General features: G+C 46.6%; 10 protein-coding genes. 5 read left to right on the plus strand and 5 right to left on the minus strand.

Annotation, left to right across the window (positions count from 1 at the left end):
• The 5 genes from rimP to truB all read left to right on the plus strand — a co-directional run.
• Positions 1-425: ribosome maturation factor RimP (gene rimP / locus RH45_RS00005; protein ID WP_008072188.1), on the plus strand; the 425-nt coding region annotated here is incomplete at its 5' end.
• A 24-nt stretch (positions 426-449) separates the two neighbouring features.
• Positions 450-1937, plus strand: a complete 1488-nt coding sequence (gene nusA, locus RH45_RS00010) for a transcription termination factor NusA (RefSeq protein ID WP_008072189.1) — start codon at positions 450-452, stop codon at positions 1935-1937.
• Between the two features lie 22 nt (positions 1938-1959).
• Entirely contained in the window at positions 1960-4647 is a 2688-nt protein-coding gene (gene infB / locus RH45_RS00015) for a translation initiation factor IF-2 (protein ID WP_008072190.1), read from the plus strand.
• Positions 4648-4761: 114 nt separating this feature from the next.
• The gene (gene rbfA, locus RH45_RS00020; protein WP_008072192.1) at positions 4762-5169 is read left to right on the plus strand and encodes a 30S ribosome-binding factor RbfA; all 408 of its coding nucleotides are present in this window, start codon (positions 4762-4764) and stop codon (positions 5167-5169) included.
• Positions 5169-6119 (plus strand): tRNA pseudouridine(55) synthase TruB, encoded by a 951-nt coding sequence (gene truB, locus RH45_RS00025; protein WP_008072194.1) that lies wholly within the window; start codon positions 5169-5171, stop codon positions 6117-6119. The genes rbfA and truB overlap by 1 nt, the downstream gene beginning before the upstream one ends.
• Before the next feature lie 89 nt (positions 6120-6208).
• Here truB and RH45_RS00030 read toward each other — a convergent pair whose 3' ends face one another.
• From RH45_RS00030 to gltB (RH45_RS00050), 5 genes are all read right to left on the minus strand, one after another.
• Positions 6209-6637, minus strand: a complete 429-nt coding sequence (locus tag RH45_RS00030; protein WP_008072195.1) for a DUF1499 domain-containing protein — start codon at positions 6635-6637, stop codon at positions 6209-6211.
• Positions 6638-6734: 97 nt separating this feature from the next.
• Positions 6735-8147: an FAD-dependent oxidoreductase gene (locus tag RH45_RS00035; protein ID WP_008072196.1), complete on the minus strand. Its 1413-nt coding sequence runs from the start codon at positions 8145-8147 to the stop codon at positions 6735-6737.
• 20 nt (positions 8148-8167) lie between these two features.
• On the minus strand, positions 8168-12631 hold the full coding sequence (gene gltB, locus RH45_RS00040) for a glutamate synthase large subunit (protein ID WP_008072197.1): 4464 nt from the start codon (positions 12629-12631) through the stop codon (positions 8168-8170).
• Positions 12632-13061: 430 nt separating this feature from the next.
• Positions 13062-14531, minus strand: coding sequence for a glutamate synthase subunit beta (locus tag RH45_RS00045; RefSeq protein ID WP_008072198.1), 1470 nt, complete (start codon positions 14529-14531; stop codon positions 13062-13064).
• Positions 14531-19078: a glutamate synthase large subunit gene (gene gltB, locus RH45_RS00050; RefSeq protein ID WP_008072199.1), complete on the minus strand. Its 4548-nt coding sequence runs from the start codon at positions 19076-19078 to the stop codon at positions 14531-14533. The genes RH45_RS00045 and gltB (RH45_RS00050) overlap by 1 nt, the downstream gene beginning before the upstream one ends.
• Positions 19079-19596 lie beyond the last annotated feature (518 nt).

Below are 19596 nucleotides of genomic sequence, written 5' to 3' on the forward strand. Positions count from 1 at the left end.
TGCTTGAAGCTCCAGTAGCGGCATCAGGTTATGAGTTAGTTGGATTAGAATTTATTCGCGCAGGCGAGCATTCAACGTTACGTATCTTCATTGATCACGAGAACGGCATTAACGTCGAAGATTGTGCAGAAGTGAGCCGCCAAGTCAGTGCGGTAATGGACGTTGAAGATCCAATCACAGTGGCTTACAACCTTGAAGTGTCTTCTCCAGGTTTAGAAAGACCACTTTTCAAAGCAGCACACTATGAACAATTTATTGGTCACGAGGTAAGCATTGTTTTGAAAATGGCTGTTGGTAACCGTCGTAAATGGAAAGGTGTTATCCATTCTGTTGATGGTGAGACAATCTCAGTTACTGTTGAAGGTAGCGAAGAAGAGTTTGCTCTTAGCAACATTTCAAAAGCCAACCTCATCCCTAAATTTTAATTAAAGTCTTAGAGGCTATTTAAAATGAGTAAAGAAATTTTAGCGGTAGTAGAAGCGGTATCGAACGAAAAAGCCGTACCTCGTGAACGTATCTTTGAAGCCCTTGAAATTGCTCTAGCAACATCTACTAAGAAAAAGCACGAAATCGAAATCGATGTTCGTGTTGAAATTGATCGCAAAACTGGTGAGTTCGAAACGTTCCGCCGTTGGTTGATCGTTGAAGATGTTGAGAATCCAACTAAAGAAATCTCATTGGAAGCGGCTAAGTTCGAAAACGAAGAGTTAGAACTAGGCGATTACGTAGAAGATGATATCGAATCGGTAACGTTTGACCGTATTACGACTCAAACAGCTAAGCAAGTTATCGTTCAGAAAGTTCGTGAAGCTGAGCGTGCGCAAATCGTTGAGCAGTTCATCGACAATGAAGGTGAACTTGTTACTGGTGTGGTTAAGAAAGTTAACCGTGACACAGTAGTACTTGACCTAGGCAACAATGCTGAAGCGGTGATTCTACGTGACGACCAACTTCCGCGTGAAAACTTCCGCCCAGGTGACCGCGTTCGTGGCCTTCTGTACAAAGTTGCACCTGAAGCTCGTGGTTTCCAGCTATTCATCACTCGCTCTAAGCCTGAGATGCTTGCTGAACTGTTCCGAGTTGAAGTTCCTGAAATCGCAGAGGAAATCATCGAACTTAAAGGTGCTGCCCGCGATCCAGGTTCTCGTGCGAAAATTGCAGTAAAAACCAATGACAAGCGTATTGACCCTGTGGGTGCGTGTGTTGGTATGCGTGGTGCACGTGTACAAGCGGTTTCTGGTGAGCTTGGTGGCGAGCGCATCGATATCGTGCTTTGGGACGACAACCCAGCGCAGTTTGTTATCAATGCAATGGCTCCTGCAGACGTGGCTTCTATCATCGTTGATGAAGACGCACATGCAATGGACATCGCAGTTGAAGCCGATAACCTAGCGCAAGCAATTGGTCGTAATGGCCAAAACGTACGTCTAGCATCACAACTAACAGGTTGGGAGCTTAACGTAATGACAGTGGCGGATCTTCAGAAGAAACACGCTGAAGAATCTCAAGCTGCAATTGAAGGCTTCATGAAGCACCTAGACATCGAAGAAGACTTTGCTCAACTGCTTGTTGAAGAAGGCTTCTCTACTCTAGAAGAAGTGGCTTACGTACCAGTTAATGAACTACTTGAAGTTGACGGTTTAGACGAAGACCTTGTAGAAGAACTGCGTAGCCGCGCTAAGAATGCCCTAACCACGCTTGCTCTAGCACAAGAAGAGTCTTTCGAAGGTGTTGAGCCTGCAGAAGACCTGCTTGGCCTAGAAGGTCTTGAGCGTGAGATGGCATTCAAACTGGCAGCGAAAGGTGTAGCAACACTGGAAGATCTTGCTGACCAGGGTATTGATGATATTGAAGATATCGAAGGTCTAACCGAAGAACGTGCGGGTGAGCTTATCATGGCAGCTCGTAACATCTGTTGGTTCGGCGAAGAAGCATAATTTTCAGCAAGGAGGAAGCGGCATGACACAAACTACTGTTAAAGCACTGAGTGAAGAAATTGGAACTCCAGTGGACCGCTTGATTGAACAACTTGCTGACGCTGGAATGAAGAAAGCGAGTAGTGATCAAGTTTCTGATGACGAAAAACAGAAGCTTTTGACTCACCTTAAAAAAGAGCACGGTGACACGTCAGGTGAAACTGAGCCAACTCGCTTGACTCTACAGCGTAAAACTCGCAGCACACTCAGCGTTAATGCTGGTGGCGGTAAGAGTAAGGATGTTCAAGTAGAAGTTCGTAAGAAACGAACTTATGTGAAGCGCAGCACTATCGAAGACGAAGCAAAACGCGAAGCTGAGGAAGCAGCAAAGCGTGAAGCCGAAGAGCTTGCGAAACGTGAAGCTGAAGAGCAAGCGAAACGTGAAGCTGCAGAGAAAGCACAACGCGAAGCCGAAGAGAAAGCGAAGCAAGAAGCGGACGCAAAACGCGAAGCTGAAGAGAAGGCAAAACGCGCACAAGCTGATAAGGCTAAGAAAGAGATGAATGCAAAAAATGCAGAAGCTAATACGCAAGCTAAGCAAGAAGCTGATGAACTAAAACGTCGTCAGGAAGAAGAAGCGAAGCGTAAAGCAGAACAAGAAGCTGCGAAGCTGGTTGAAGAAGCCCGTAAACTAGCGGAAGAGAACGAAGCTCGTTGGTCTGAAGAAGAGAAGAAGAAGAAAGAGTTGGAAAACTCTGACTATCACGTAACGACTTCTACTTATGCTCGTGAAGCAGAAGATGCTGCCGACCGTAAAGAAGAAGGTGGCCGTCGTAAGAAGAAGAAGAAAGCTTCTAATAACGATGACCAAAACCGTGGTGGCCGTAACCAACGTGGCGGAAGAAACCGCAACAAAGGTAAACTAGCTAAGCCAACTTCAATGCAACAAGGCTTCGATAAGACAGCAACGGTTGCTAAAGCAGACGTTGTTATCGGTGAAACTATCGTAGTTTCTGAACTGGCAAGCAAAATGTCAGTGAAAGGCACGGAAGTTATCAAAGTAATGATGAAGATGGGCGCTATGGCGACTATCAACCAGGTTATCGACCAAGAAACAGCACAGCTTGTTGCTGAAGAGATGGGTCACAAGGTAATCCTGCGTAAAGAGAACGAGCTAGAAGAAGCGGTACTATCAGATCGTGATAACAACGCTGAAGCCGTTCCTCGTGCTCCTGTTGTTACTATCATGGGGCACGTTGACCACGGTAAAACGTCTACGCTTGACTACATCCGTAAAGCACACGTTGCATCGGGCGAAGCCGGTGGTATTACACAGCACATTGGTGCTTACCACGTTGAAACTGACAACGGCATGATCACTTTCCTTGATACTCCAGGACACGCAGCGTTTACTGCAATGCGTGCTCGTGGTGCTCAAGCGACAGATATCGTTGTTCTAGTAGTAGCAGCAGACGATGGCGTAATGCCACAAACAATTGAAGCAATCCAGCACGCGAAAGCGGCAGGCGTTCCTCTGATTGTTGCTGTGAACAAGATCGATAAAGAAGACGCTAACCCAGATAACGTTAAGAACGAGCTAGCTCAATACGACGTTATTCCTGAGGAGTGGGGCGGTGAGAACATGTTCGTTCACATCTCTGCGAAACAGGGTACAAACATCGACGGTCTTCTAGAAACTATCCTTCTACAATCTGAAGTTCTTGAGCTTACAGCAGTTGAAGAAGGCATGGCATCTGGTGTTGTTGTTGAATCTCGCCTAGATAAAGGTCGTGGTCCAGTTGCAACTGTACTGGTTCAATCTGGTACGCTAAACAAAGGCGATATCGTTCTTTGTGGTCAAGAATACGGCCGTGTTCGTGCAATGCGCGACGAGAACGGTAAAGAAGTCACTACTGCTGGTCCTTCTATCCCAGTAGAGATCCTAGGTCTTTCTGGTGTACCTGCTTCTGGTGATGAAGCAACAGTAGTACGTGATGAGCGTAAAGCGCGTGAAGTAGCGAACTACCGTCAAGGTAAATTCCGTGAAGTGAAACTGGCTCGTCAGCAGAAAGCGAAACTAGAGAACATGTTCTCTAACATGGCTGCGGGTGAAGTTGCTGAGCTAAACGTTGTTCTTAAGGCTGACGTTCAGGGTTCTGTGGAAGCAATCTCTGACTCACTAGTTAAGCTTTCAACTGATGAAGTGAAAGTGAACATCGTTGGTTCTGGTGTTGGTGGTATTACTGAAACTGATGCGGTACTAGCAGCAGCTTCTAACGCTATCATCCTAGGCTTCAACGTGCGTGCTGATGCAACGGCTCGTCGTACTGTTGAAAATGAAAACCTAGACCTACGTTACTACTCAATCATTTACCAATTGATTGACGAAGTTAAACAGGCAATGGGCGGTATGCTTGCTCCAGAATTCAAGCAAGAGATCATTGGCCTTGCTGAAGTTCGTGACGTATTTAAGTCACCAAAACTGGGTGCAATCGCTGGTTGTATGGTAACTGAAGGTCTAATCAAGCGTAACAACCCAATCCGTGTACTACGTGATAACGTTGTTATTTACGAAGGTGAACTTGAGTCACTTCGTCGCTTTAAAGATGACGTTCAAGAAGTTAAGAACGGCTACGAATGTGGTATCGGCGTTAAGAACTACAACGATGTTCGCGTTGGCGACCAAATCGAAGTATTCGAAATCGTTGAAGTTAAACGTACTCTTGACTAATTGACTGTAATTACTCGCTTACTCTTTGATGAATAAGCGGTAATTGGTTGTTGAATACGCCATGGGGGGCTGGAATTTATCCATCCCCCCATTCTTTCTAATAAGAGAAAACATATGTCAAAAGAATTTAGCCGCACGCAGCGTGTTGCACAGCAGCTGCAAAAAGAACTTGCGATGATCCTTCAACGTGAAGTTCGTGATTCTCGCCTAGGTATGGTGACCATTTCCGATGTTGAAGTGTCACGAGATCTGGCATACGCAAAAGTATTTGTTACTTTTCTATGTGTTGGTGAGCAAACTCCAGAGTCTTGTCTTGAAGCACTACGTGAGCACGAAGTTCATATCCGTATGATGCTTGGCAAGCGTATTCGCCTTCGCTTAACACCTGAAGTACGCTTCCACTACGACAACACCCTTGTTGAAGGTATGCGTATGTCGAACCTAGTGTCTGAAGTAGTAAGCGAAGATAAGCGTAAGCAGCAAGATGCTGGCCGCGAAGAAGATCAAACTGGGGAAGAGTAATGGCTCGTCGTCGTAAAGGTCGTCCAATTAATGGCGTTGTTTTGTTGGATAAGCCAACAGGCATTTCATCGAATGATGCGCTGCAAAAGGTAAAGCGTATTTTCTTTGCTGAGAAAGCAGGGCATACCGGTGCACTGGATCCCCTAGCGACAGGTATGCTGCCAATTTGTCTTGGTGAAGCGACCAAGTTCTCTCAGTTCTTGTTGGATTCAGACAAGCGCTACCGAGTTATCGCAAAATTGGGTGAGCGCACAGACACCTCTGACTCTGATGGGGAAGTGGTTGAGACGCGTCCAGTCGATGTTTCTCTAGAGAAGCTAGAAGAGTGTATCGATAAGTTCCGTGGCGAGTCTGATCAAGTCCCTTCAATGTTCTCAGCATTGAAGTACCAGGGCAAGCCGCTGTACGAATACGCGCGTAAGGGCATTGAAGTACCGCGCGAGTCACGAAAAATCACTGTGTACGAAATTGTACTTCATCGTTTTGAAGGTGATGAAGTTGAGATGGAAGTTCACTGTTCAAAAGGGACTTACATCCGTACTATCGTTGATGATCTTGGCGAGATGCTAGGCTGTGGTGCTCACGTCACTATGCTTCGTCGTACTGGGGTTGCTAAATATCCATACGAGAAAATGGTGACTCTAGAGCAACTTAATGAGCTTTTAGAGCAAGCACATCGTGACGAAGTTGCACCGAAAGAGCTACTTGATCCTCTGTTGTTACCAATGGATACCGCGGTAGAGGATTTACCTGAAGTGAATCTAAATGCTGAGCTGACCAACTTAGTTCAGCACGGAATGCCGGTTCAGGTACTAGGTGCGCCTGAAGGCACACCGCTGCGCATGACATCTGGTGAAGAGAAGCTCTTTATCGGTGTTGCTGAAGTCAACAAAGACGGTAAGGTTGCACCTAAGCGATTAGTGGTATTTCGCGAAGAAGCTGACTCGTAGCGTTAAGGAAAGGCCAAGCTGTGTGAATACTCAGTTTTAGGTAAAAACCGAAGTTTATGACTTCGGTTTTTTTGTATTTGAAACACACCTTATTGGATAAGGTTCTCGGCTTTGAGCAATGTTCTAAGTTGCTCTGTTCGCTTACGATTAACGCCGAAATCAGAGTAGCCAACGCGAGATTCTGAACGAACAAGCAGTTTACCGTCTTCGATTTTTAACTCTAGATCATCGACAAAACGCATGATTTTCGACGTGCACTCGATACGTAAATAACCTTGCTCTTTCACAGCGGTTTTTGCCCCTGACAATTGCAGTGCGGCGGCCTCGATACTATCGATGTTAGCGTCTGCTGTAATGACAAACGGGGCAATTTGATGGCTTTCACGTTCGTCTTGGGTTGAGACGCAGTTTGGTTTATCCCCACACGGCGAAGCGGTTCTGTCTGTCATGGTTTTTACTCCTTGGCTGCATGCGGTTAAACCCAACAGTGTGATGGAAAGGAGAGCGGCTTTCTTCATGTTGAATCCCTGATTTAGATTTTTTATAAGATTCAATTATATGTTTGAAAATAAAAAAGGATCCATGTTTTGGACCCTTTTGTGCTCTAAGTAGTGTTTAAACCTCGAGGAAATCGAGTATCCCTTCTGCGGCTTTTCTGCCTTCATCAATGGCTGTCACAACAAGATCTGATCCCCTTACGGCATCTCCACCAGCAAAAATCTTTTTGTTGCTGGTTTGGAACATAAACTCTTGATCAGAAGGAGCCTTAATTCGACCCCATTGATCGAGTTCGACGCCGTATGGCTCTAGCCAGCTCATTTGGTGTGGTTGGAAACCAAACGCCATGATGACGGCATCAGCTTCAAGTACGTGTTCGCTGCCCTCGACAGGTTCCGGTCGGCGACGGCCCGCTTCATCGGCTTCACCAAGGGCTGTCTTAACCACTTTAACACCAGATACATTTCCAGCGCTGTCTAACTCAAGACCAAGAGGTTGTAGGTTGAACATAAAGTTAACCCCTTCTTCCTTGGCATTTTTCACCTCACGTCTAGAGCCAGGCATATTGGCTTCATCACGGCGGTAGGCACAAATGACATGCTCTGCATTTTGGCGAATAGAGGTACGAACGCAGTCCATCGCGGTATCACCACCACCAAGCACAACCACTTTCTTACCTTTCATATCAATGAACGGTTTCTCGTCTGCTAGATCCATCACCTTGTAAGTATTGGAGATTAAGAAAGGCAGTGCGTCATAAACGCCTGGTGCATCTTCATTCTCTAGACCGGCACGCATGTTCTTGTAAGTACCGACACCAAGGAATACGGCATCATAGTCATCAACTAACTGCTGCATTGTGACATCTTTGCCCACTTCTACATTCAGTTGGAACTCCACTCCCATTTCAGTGAAGACGCGACGACGATTCTGCATTACCCCTTTTTCCAACTTAAACGATGGAATACCAAAGGTGAGTAGACCACCGATTTCAGGGTAGCGATCGAAAACAACTGGCTTGACGCCGTTACGAACTAGGATATCTGCCGCTGCTAGGCCCGCAGGTCCCGCGCCGATAATGGCAACCTTCTTATCGGTCCACTCTACTTTCGACATGTCTGGCTTCCAGCCCATCTCGAATGCTTTATCGGTAATGTACTTTTCGATGTTACCTATGGTTACGGCACCAAAATCTTCGTTAAGTGTACAAGAGCCTTCACATAGACGGTCTTGAGGGCACACTCGGCCACACACTTCGGGTAAGCTATTCGTCTGGTGCGAAAGCTCGACAGCTTCCAAAATGCGCCCTTCATTGGCGAGTTTTAGCCACTGTGGAATGTAATTGTGGACAGGACATTTCCATTCGCAATAAGGATTACCACAGTCTAAACAGCGATCGGCTTGGGCCGTCGCTTGCTGTTTGGTAAAAGGTTCGTAAATTTCAACGAATTCAATCTTACGAGTTTTGATGGGTTTCTTCGCAGGGTCGACGCGTTGGACATCAATAAATTGGTATACGTTCTGGCTCATGATTCAAACATCCTCCATGATTACTGGGCTTGAACGCGCAGTTCTGCGGCGCTGCGGCTTTGGTGACCAAGCAGAGTATTAAGATCTGCGGCTTTGGGTTTCACCAAGTAGAACTTTGGAATCCATTCATCAAAGTTCGCCAAAATATCTTCAGCATGCACTGAGCCGGTTTCTTCTAGGTGCTCTGCAATTAGACCACGTAGATGTTCTTGGTGAATGTGTAAGTTGGATAGGGCAACTGCCTCAACTGACTCTTCATTTACACGGCCTTGGAAGTCCTCATTCTTATCCAATACGTAAGCAAAACCACCAGTCATACCCGCACCAAAGTTAACGCCAGTAGCACCAAGTATCGCAACAATACCACCGGTCATGTACTCACACGCGTTATCGCCAGCGCCTTCAATCACGGAAATGGTGCCTGAGTTACGTACACCGAAACGTTCACCAGCGGTACCCGCTGCAAACAGCTTTCCTCCGGTAGCACCGTATAGACAGGTGTTACCAATGATAGTCGCTTCATTACACTTAAATGCCGTGCCTTGGTGAGGTTTGATGACGATCTTACCACCTGCCATACCTTTACCAACGTAGTCGTTAGCATCACCAGTCAAGTAGAGCTCAACGCCGCCAGCATTCCATACACCAAAAGACTGTCCGGCAGTGCCATCTAAGTGGAGCTTAATTGGCTTAGCTGCCATGCCTTGGTTGCCATAACGCTTGGCAATTTCACCGGATAGGCGCGCACCAATTGAACGGTCGGTATTGATGACGTTATAGAAAAAGTCTGCAGATTGCTTCGCTTCCACTGCTGCTAACGCATCTTCAATAATCTGTTGGTTGAGTTCTGCTTTATCAAACGGCGCGTTAGGCTCCGTCCAGCAAACAGGGTGGCCTTGCGGTGACACTGGCGCTTCCAAGATATTGGAAAGGTCGAGTTTGCTCTGCTTAGCGGTCATTCCTTCTACTGCTTCAAGTAGGTCGGTACGGCCAATTAAGTAAGTCAGTTTCTCAACACCAAGTTCAGCCAGTATTCCACGTACCTCATCAGCTAGGCCGACAAAGTAGTTCATCACCATTTCTGGTAAGCCTTTGAAGTACTCTTTGCGAAGTGTGTCATCTTGGGTTGCAACACCTGTCGCACAGTTGTTGAGGTGACAGATACGTAAGAACTTGCAACCCATTGCGACCATTGGCGCAGTACCAAAGCCAAAGCTTTCAGCACCAAGGATGGCTGCTTTGACCACATCAAGCCCTGTTTTTAGACCGCCGTCGACTTGTAAGCGAATTTTATGGCGTAGGCCGTTCGCAACCAGCGCTTGCTGAGTTTCAGCTAAACCAAGTTCCCAAGGGCTACCAGCGTATTTTACTGAGGTCAGAGGGCTAGCAGCAGTACCTCCATCGTAGCCGGAGATGGTGATAAGGTCGGCATAAGCTTTGGCGACACCCGTTGCAATGGTGCCAACGCCCGGCTCAGAGACCAGTTTTACCGAAACCAGAGCATTCGGATTGACTTGCTTAAGATCGAAGATCAGCTGGGCCAAGTCTTCAATTGAGTAAATGTCGTGGTGAGGTGGCGGTGAAATTAGTGTCACACCCTGTACTGAGTAACGAAGTTTGGCGATCTCTGCCGTTACTTTATGGCCCGGTAGTTGGCCACCTTCACCAGGTTTTGCACCTTGTGCCACTTTAATTTGCAGCACGTCAGCATTGGTTAGGTAGTGTGGCGTAACACCAAAGCGGCCAGAAGCAATCTGCTTAATGCGCGAGTTACGTTCAGTGCCAAAGCGACGTGGGTCTTCACCACCTTCACCTGAGTTCGAGTAACCACCTAAGCGGTTCATCGCAGTGGCAAGTGCTTCGTGTGCCTCTGGGCTGAGTGCACCAATAGACATCGCCGCTGAGTCGAAACGCTTAAACAACTCTGTGCTTGGTTCAATCTTCTCAAGCGGAAGAGGAGTGTCTGTCGTTTTCAGCTTCATCAAGTCACGCAACATTGCCGTTGGGCGTTCATTTACCTGCTTAGCAAAACTCTTGTAGTCTGATGACTCACCCGATTTGACCGCTTGTTGCAGTGTGCCGACCACATCAGGGTTGTAAGCATGGTACTCGCCACCGTGAACGTATTTGAGCAACCCACCATGTTCGATAGGTTTACGTTTAGCCCATGCTTTGCGTGACAAGTTGTAGATGTCCTGTTCAAAATCTTCAAAGTTGGCACCTTGAATACGTGTAGTAACACCTTTAAAGCATAAATCAACGACGTCTTGACTAAGACCAACAGCCTCAAATAGCTGAGAGCAACGGTAAGAGGCAACCGTCGATATGCCCATTTTGGACATAATCTTAAAGAGGCCTTTGTTGATACCATATTGGTAGTTTTGCATCACATCGCGATAACTCTTCTCAATCCCACCATCGTCAATGACTTTACCCAATGCTTCATAAGCGAGATATGGGTAGACTGCGGTCGCTCCGAAGCCTAGCAACACTGCGAACTGGTGTGGATCACGAACTGTACCGGTTTCAGCAATGATGTTCGCATCACAGCGAAGGTTGGCTTCGATTAAGCGACTTTGAACGGCGCCAACCGCCATGGCAGCAGGGATGGGTAGTAAACCTTTGGTGAGGTTTCTGTCGGACAAGACCACTAAAACGGTACCATTTTGGACCACTTCCACCGCTTGCTCGCAAAGATCTTGAATCGCCTTCTCGAGATCTTTCTCTTCTGGATCGTAGTTAATATCGATCACTGTGCTGCGATAATGATCGTCATTAAGGTTGAGAAGTTGCTGCATATCAGAGTAAAGCAACACCGGCGAACCAAAGGTGACTCGGTGAGCGTGGCCATCTGTTTCGCAGAAGACGTTCATCTCTTGGCCAATACTGGTTGCAAGCGACATTACGTGCTTTTCACGCAGTGGATCGATAGGAGGGTTAGTGACTTGAGCAAATTTTTGGCGGAAGTAGTCGGTAACCAGTCGCTCCTTAGAAGAGAGCACTGCCATAGGCGTGTCGTCACCCATTGAACCTACTGCTTCTTGGCCCATATCGCCGAGCACCCTCAATACCTGATCAACCTCTTCATTGCTCATCGCAAACTGTTTTTGGTAGGTCTTGAGCTGATCATCACTAAAGTTGCGTTCACCGACCTGATCTTCAGGCAAGTCGCTAAATGGGGTTAATTTGTGAACGTTATTGTCCATCCATTCTCGGTATGGATGACGGCCTTTGAGATCGTTATCGATCTCGCTAGATTGCCAGAGCTTACCGCGTCGGGTATCGACAACCAACAACTCTCCTGGACCAACACGGCCTTTCTCGGCAACTTCATCTGGGGCGTAATCCCAAATCCCTACCTCTGAAGCGAGAGTGATCAGCTTGTCTTTAGTAATCACGTAACGGGCAGGACGAAGGCCATTGCGGTCTAAGTTACAAGCCGCATAGCGCCCATCTGAAAGTACGATCCCGGCGGGTCCATCCCAAGGTTCCATGTGTTTGGAGTTAAAGTCGTAGAAGGCGCGCAGGTCTGGATCCATATCTGGGTGGTTTTGCCACGCAGGCGGAACAAGCATGCGCATCGCACGGAAGATGTCCATGCCGCCGGCCAAAAACAGATCCAGCATATTATCTAAGCTAGAAGAGTCTGAACCTGTCTCATTCACAAATGGGGCGGCGGTTTGTAGATCGGGTAACAGTGGTGAAGCAAACTTATATGCACGGGCACGAGCCCACTGACGGTTACCTTCTATGGTGTTAATTTCACCATTATGGGCAAGGTAACGAAAAGGTTGTGCCAAAGGCCAACGAGGTTGGGTGTTAGTAGAAAAACGCTGGTGGAACAAACAAATAGCGGATTCCATGCGTAGATCGGCAAGATCTAAGTAGAAGCGTGGTAAGTCAGCGGGCATACATAACCCTTTATACACCATCACTTGCGTGGATAGACTACAGATATAAAAATCGGGATCTTCCGTTATCAGTTTTTCGATACGGCGACGTGCAATATATAAGCGACGCTCGATATCGCGCTCACGCCAACCTGCGGGGGCCGAGATAAAAACTTGTTGAATGTTTGGCAATGAGTCTGCCGCGATCGGACCAAGGACAGCTGAATTTGTTGGTACTTCTCGCCAACCTGAAACGGTTAAGGTTTCTTTTGCAAGTTCTTGGTTTATGGTTTCTTTTGCTTGCTGAGCTTTGATGGTGTCTTGATTGAAGAAAATCATACCCACGGCATATTGTTTGCCTAGGTTAAAGCCATTCTCTTCGGCAATCAAACGGAGATAAGAATCTGGTTTTTGTAGCAATAAACCACAACCATCACCTGTTTTTCCATCTGCTGCAATACCGCCACGGTGGGTCATGCGGTCAAGTGCTGAGATAGCAGTACGTACCAATTTGTGGCTTGGCTCACCTTCCATGTGTGCAATCAAGCCAAATCCACAGTTGTCTTTCTCAAGACTTGGATCATATAAAGCCATTGCAATTCTCCCTTTGCTTCACCTGTCTTCCCGACAGAACTACCAACATTTAAAGGGTTGGTATAGATGACTAACTATGCGTTCTAATTGTTATATATCGAATAGATATGCATTAAATACTCTTAGAATATTTAACAAAATTTGAGAAAATCATTTTCATCGACTTCACAACGTATAGGTTATTATAAAAAAGGTCAAGTTCTTGGTGGAAAATCATGTCAATGTGCGATTTACCACTTAATACGCTGTAATTGTCTATATAATTCAGGAGGTTAATGTTTTAATTGTTACAATTTTGCAACAAAAGTCATTTTGGGAAAATAAAAAAGACCAGCACAATGTACTGGTCAAATAAAAAACTTTGGAAGGAATGATTGTTTAATTATTGCCACCTAGCATCAACTAAAATCGTAGAGTAGGTGGCATAAGCTTATGCAGAGAGCATTAATGAGTCTGCTTTTGCTTCTAGGTTAGTGTTACCCATTAAATAGTCATCGACAGCGCGCGCGCACTCGCGACCTTCGTTGATGCAACGTACTACCAAAGATTGGCCTGTACGCATATCACCAGCAGCAAAGACTCCTTTCTGGTTAGTTGCGAAGCCTTCAGTCGCGACATTTCCACGCTCATCAAGCTTGATATCAAGCTGAGCTAAGACACCAGTTGGCTCTGGATGTAAGAAGCCCATTGCAAGGAATGCCATATCACATGGGATCACGCGTTCGCTACCTTCTACCTCTTTAAAGCTCGGGCGCTCACCTGGTTTCGCATCTTCCCATACAATATCAGCAAGACGTAAACCTGTGACTTCGCCTTTGTCGTTGCCAATGAACTCTTTGGTCAGGATGTTCCAATGACGATCAACCCCTTCTTCGTGTGAAGTTGAGGTACGCAGGATCATTGGGTACTGAGGCCAAGGCATATTCGCTGGGCGCTTTTCAGGTGGAATCGGCATGATCTCAACTTGAGTCACGCTTGCCGCTTTATGTCGGTTTGAGGTACCAACACAGTCAGAGCCGGTATCACCACCACCGATAACCACAACATGTTTACCTTTCGCATGAATCTCTTCCGCTTTCAGATCCATGCCGTTGGCACGGCGGTTGTTCTGGCCAAGAAATTCCATTGCGAAGTGAACGCCTTTAAGTTCACGACCCGGTACCGGAAGATCACGAGGCACGGTTGAACCGCCAGTCAGTAGTACAACATCAAACTCTTGACGAAGCTGTTGGGCATTGACATCAACACCAATGTGTTGGTTTACCTTGAACTCAACACCAGCCTCAGCCATTAGGTTGATCTTGCGATCAATTACATCCATACCCAGCTTGAAATCCGGAATACCGAAACGTAATAGACCACCGACTTTTTCGTCACGTTCAAATACGGTCACTGAGTGGCCCGCACTATTAAGCTGCTCGGCTGCGGCAAGCCCAGCAGGCCCTGAACCGATGATCGCAACCGTCTTACCCGTGCGTGAGCGAGGTGTTTTTGGTTTTGCGTACCCTTCACGGTAAGCAGTTTCTACTATGGTTTTCTCGATATTACAGATGGTAATTGGATCTTGGTTTATGCCAAGTACACAAGCACTTTCACAAGGTGCTGGACACACACGCCCTGTAAACTCTGGGAAGTTATTGGTAGAGCTTAAAATGTTCCAAGCTTCTTCCCAACTATCACGATAAACCGCGTCATTGAACTCAGGGATGATGTTACCAATCGGACATCCGTTGTGACAGAAAGGAACGCCACAGTCCATACAGCGAGAAGCCTGAGTACCTATCTTTTCACCAAACTCTTCGTTCAGAACGAATTCTTTGTTGTTTTCAATACGAACTGATGGATCGATCTTCTGTGGAAGCTCACGACCATGTTCTAAAAATCCAGTAGGCTTACCCATTATACTGCCTCCACTTGTTCCGTTTGTGCTTGCTCAGCGATAGCTTTACGCTTTAGAAGTACCGCTTTGTAGTCACGCGGCATTACCTTAACCATAGAGGCTAGGCTTGCTTCAAAGTTATCAAGGAAAGACTGAGCAACTTCACTTCCTGTGAATTCAACTTGCTTAGTTAGCATATCTTTTAGTAGTTCGCGATCTTCAGCTTCGATTGGATCTAGGTCAACCAGCTCTGGGTTGAGCTTGGTTTCAAAGTCACCAGACTTATCCCAAACGTAAGCCACACCGCCACTCATACCTGCCGCAAAGTTACGACCTGTTGAACCAAGGATTACTGCGACACCACCAGTCATGTATTCACAACCGTGGTCACCAACACCCTCTACAACCACTTTCGCGCCTGAGTTACGTACACAGAAACGCTCACCCGCCATACCGCGGATGTATGATTCACCAGAGGTCGCGCCGTAGAAACATACGTTACCTACAACGATGTTATCTTCAGCAACGATGGTTGATTTCGCATCTGGGTAAAGTACTAGCGTACCGCCAGATAGGCCCTTACCCCAGTAATCGTTCGCATCACCTTCAACTTCGAACTTAACGCCCTTAGCAAGGAAAGCACCGAATGACTGACCTGCGCTGCCGTTGAACTTCACGTTCATTGGCTGAGGTAGACCTGCGTCTTTATAAACTTTCGAGATTTCGTTCGACAGCATGGTACCGGCAGAGCGGTCGGTGTTGATGATAGGGAACTCTGCCGTTACTGCTTCACCTTTCTCAAGCGCAGGGATAGCCGCTTGAATCAACTTACGATCGAGAACTTCTTCAAGGTTGTGGTTTTGCTCTGTTTGGTTGTATACGCCATCCTCTTCACGTGCTTGTTCAATGTGAAGTACAGGAGACAGATCTAGGTTCTTGTATTTCCAGTGTTTGATGTCTTCACGAACTTTCAGTTTGTGAGACTGACCTACCATCTCATCGATAGTGCGGTAGCCTAGCTCAGCCATCACTTCACGCAGGCCTTCAGCCATGTACTGGAAGAAAGTCACAACATCTTCTACGCGACCATCAAAGCGCTCACGTAGGGTCTTGTTCTGAGTCGCGATACCAACAGGACAGGTGTTCTTATGACACTTACGCATCATGATACAGCCTTCAACAACCAATGCTGCGGTTGCCACGCCCCACTCTTCAGCACCCAGAAGCGTTGCTACTGCAAGGTCGCGAGGAGTTTTCATCTGACCATCAGATTGAACTACGATACGGTTACGTAGGCCGTTCTTCAGAAGCGTTTGGTGCGTTTCTGCTAGACCTAGCTCCCAAGGTAGACCTGTGTGACGGATTGACGACATTGGTGATGCACCTGTACCGCCATCGAAACCAGCGATAAGAACTACGTCGGCTTTCGCTTTCGCTACACCTGATGCGATGGTACCTACACCCGCTTCCGATACTAGCTTCACGTTAACGCGGCCAGCACGGTTTGCGTTCTTCAAGTCGTAGATCAGCTGAGCCAAATCTTCGATTGAGTAGATATCGTGGTGCGGCGGTGGCGAGATTAGACCGACGCCCGGAGTCGAGTGACGTGTTGCACCGATCCAGTCATCAACCTTATCACCTGGTAGCTGACCACCTTCACCTGGCTTCGCACCTTGAGCCATCTTGATCTGTAGCTCATCTGCGTTAGTTAGGTAGTAAGACGTCACACCAAAGCGGCCTGAAGCAACCTGTTTAATTGCAGAGCGTTCCCAATCACCGTTTTCTTTACGTTCGAAACGAGTTGGGTCTTCACCACCTTCACCAGAGTTGGATTTCGCGCCAATGCGGTTCATCGCAACTGCCAGTGTTGAGTGCGCTTCGTAAGAGATAGAACCGAATGACATTGCACCTGTCGCGAAACGCTTAAGGATGTTTTCGATTGGTTCTACTTCTTCTAGCGGGATTGAACCTGCTGGGTTCTTAACAAAGTCTAGTTGGCTACGTAGCGTTGCTGCGTTATCGCCTTGGTCATCCACCGCTTTCGCGTATTTCTTAAACTGAGCGTAGTCTTTGTTACGAGTAGATTGTTGCAGTAGTGAGATAGTCTCAGGATTAAACAGGTGTTTTTCACCACGCTGTTTCCACTGGTAAACACCACCGACATCTAAAACTTGTACTGGGATTTCACGAGTTGGGTAACCAATACGGTGACGTACGAGAACTTCCTTCGCGATGTCATCAATCGTAAGACCTTGGATACGTGAAACGGTACCAGTGAAGTATTTGTCGACTACAGATTTGCTGATACCTAGCGCTTCAAAGATCTGTGCTCCGTGGTAAGACTGCAGCGTAGAGATACCCATCTTCGAGAAGATCTTCAGTAGGCCGCCGTTGATCGACTTACGGTAGTTCTCAAATAGGTCACGAATATTGGTTTCAGGATCAAGCTTCTTAGTGCGCTGCAGTTCAACCATAGTTTCGATAACTAGGTATGGGTTCACTGCGTTTGCACCGTAACCGATTAGGGTTGCAAAGTGGTGCGTCTCACGTGCATCACCTGTTTCAACCACGATGTCACACTTCGCACGTAAACCTTTACGGATTAGATGGTGGTGAACTGCGCCAACTGCCAACATTGCTGGAATCGCGGCGTGGTTAGAGTTAACAGCACGGTCAGTTAGAAGGATGATTGAGTAACCATCGATTACTGCGTCTTCTGCATACTGACAAATACGCTTCAGTGCACGCTCTAGTTTTCCTTCGTCTTCACTTGCTTGGAATACGATGTCTAGTGTCTTCGCTTGAAGGTGCTCGTTATCGATAGCACGTAGCTTCTCAAGCTCAGAGTTTGATAGAACTGGAGACTCAAGCTCTACTTTTTGACAGTGTTCTGGAGACTCAGCAAGAAGGTTCTGATCCTTACCTAGGTAAGTGTTCAGTGACATAACCATACGCTCACGAATCGGGTCGATTGGCGGGTTAGTTACCTGAGCAAACAGCTGCTTAAAGTAGTTTGATAGATGTTGCGACTGGTGCGAAAGAATCGCTAGTGGCCAGTCGGCACCCATTGCAGAAAGCGGCTCTTTACCATCTTTCGCCATAGGTACAATGATTTCGTTCACTTCTTCAGAGCTGACACCGAACGCTTGCTGCTTATGCAGCAGTTTCTCAGGTGAAGGCTGGCTGAATTCGTTGCTCGCATCTGGCAGTTTGTTTAGGCTCAGTAGGTTTTCTTCTACCCACTTTTCATATGGCTGTGCTGATGCGATGCCATCTTTCACTTCTTCATCAGAAATGATGCGGCCTTGCTCTAGGTCAGCAACGAAGATACGACCTGGTTGCAAACGACCACGGAACTCAACATTCTCTGGTTCAATCTCAACAACACCAGATTCTGAAGCCATTACAAGGAAGTCATCTTTGGTCACTGTGTAGCGAGAAGGGCGCAAACCGTTACGGTCAAGGGTTGCGCCTACTTGAACACCGTCAGTGAAACATACCGATGCTGGACCATCCCAAGGTTCCATTACGTTCGCGTGGTATTGGTAGAACGCGCGACGCGTTGGATCCATGTTTTTGTTTTCTTGCCATGCTTCAGGGATCATCATCATCAACGCATGTGGCAGGCTACGACCAGATAGAACTAGGAGCTCAAGTGCCATATCGAAGTTAGATGAATCAGATGCGCCTTCTTGACAGATAGGCAGCAGCATGTCGATTTCTGCCTGCGTAAACAAGTCAGATTCGATGATTGCTTCACGGGCTTTCATCCAGTTCAGGTTACCGCGAACTGTGTTGATTTCACCATTGTGAGCAATGTAACGGAAAGGCTGAGCCAGGCGCCAGCGAGGGAATGTATTGGTAGAGAAACGAGAGTGAACAAGCGCTAGCGCACTCACCATCGTTGGATTCTGTAGATCTAAGAAGTATTGAGGTACTTGTTCTGTGGTTAGCTGACCTTTATACACCACTGTCTTGTAAGACATTGAGTTGATGTAGAAGTCATCGCCAATGTTCGAAACGCTTTCTAGGCAAACTCGAACCGTGTAATTACGCAGTACGTATAGCTTACGTTCTAGCTCTTCGGGAGTAATGCCTGGACCACCAGAGATAAATACGTGTTCAAACTGAGGTTCAGTGCTTAATGGGTCTGCACCTATCATCGAGTTATCAGTAGGCAGAACACGATAGCCAATCACGTCTAATTCTAGGCGCTGTGCATTGCGTTCTAGAATGTCACGGCACTGGGCACGTTTGTGTTCATCTCTTGGGAAAAGCACGACACCGACACCGTACTTCTCGAAAGAAGGGAGTTTAATGCCAAGTTTTACGGCTTCTTCTAACAGAAATTCGTGCGGTTTTTGCAGCAAGATACCTGCACCATCACCTGAGCAAGGGTCACAACCTTGACCTCCGCGGTGTTCCATACGAGCAAGCATATCAAGCGCTTGAGTAACTACTGCATGTGATTTGCGGTTTTTTAGGTGAGCAACAAAACCGATACCACAAGCATCATGCTCCAACTCTGGAGTATAAAGACCTTGTGATCTTTGCTCTCTATCTACCATGGATACATCCTTCCAGTTCAAATAGGCGCAATGAGGCTAGTCGAAACTAGTTCTACGTCCTGTCCTTTATTTTTATGATTCGAAGTCAGCCGAGAAAGGCGACTTTGATTCCATTCCGTATCTCGCAGGAAAAATGTTGCGAGAAAAACAATCCTTGGTGATTTCCCTTTTTTTTGTATCACTATTTAGTGATTTATATAGGTGGGAGTAGGGAAATACCGACGTTTTAGTAATTAATTGTGTAATTAAATACACAAAAAAAACTAAAATCTGAAAGTATCCTACAATTTTGTCAGCTCGAATTGCAATCAAAATTCGACCTTGTTGCTCAATTTTTTCGTTGTTTAATTGAATATTATGTTTAACTTTTGCTTAACATAGTCGCTGAGGCACGTGTTTTGTGAATGTTTATTGACTTTGCTTAACTCAAGTCCTGTTTGAAAACGTTAAAGTCGCCCTTTAGTCATTTTCAGAAGTGTAATTTAATTACATTGATCGCAATGATATTCATTATCATT

It is taken from the genome of Vibrio sinaloensis DSM 21326, from assembly GCF_000189275.1.
In the GTDB taxonomy this organism is placed as follows: Bacteria; Pseudomonadota; Gammaproteobacteria; order Enterobacterales; family Vibrionaceae; genus Vibrio; species Vibrio sinaloensis.

Bases quoted from the DNA above. Each gene is read 5' to 3' on its own strand.
- truB (WP_008072194.1), top strand. From the start codon at position 5,169: ATGGCTCGTCGTCGTAAAGGTCGTCCAATTAATGGCGTTGTTTTGTTG.
- rbfA (WP_008072192.1), top strand. From the start codon at position 4,762: ATGTCAAAAGAATTTAGCCGCACGCAGCGTGTTGCACAGCAGCTGCAA.
- nusA (WP_008072189.1), top strand. From the start codon at position 450: ATGAGTAAAGAAATTTTAGCGGTAGTAGAAGCGGTATCGAACGAAAAA.
- infB (WP_008072190.1), top strand. From the start codon at position 1,960: ATGACACAAACTACTGTTAAAGCACTGAGTGAAGAAATTGGAACTCCA.
- RH45_RS00045 (WP_008072198.1), bottom strand. From the start codon at position 14,531: ATGGGTAAGCCTACTGGATTTTTAGAACATGGTCGTGAGCTTCCACAG.
- gltB (WP_008072199.1), bottom strand. From the start codon at position 19,078: ATGGTAGATAGAGAGCAAAGATCACAAGGTCTTTATACTCCAGAGTTG.
- gltB (WP_008072197.1), bottom strand. From the start codon at position 12,631: ATGGCTTTATATGATCCAAGTCTTGAGAAAGACAACTGTGGATTTGGC.
- RH45_RS00030 (WP_008072195.1), bottom strand. From the start codon at position 6,637: ATGAAGAAAGCCGCTCTCCTTTCCATCACACTGTTGGGTTTAACCGCA.
- RH45_RS00035 (WP_008072196.1), bottom strand. From the start codon at position 8,147: ATGAGCCAGAACGTATACCAATTTATTGATGTCCAACGCGTCGACCCT.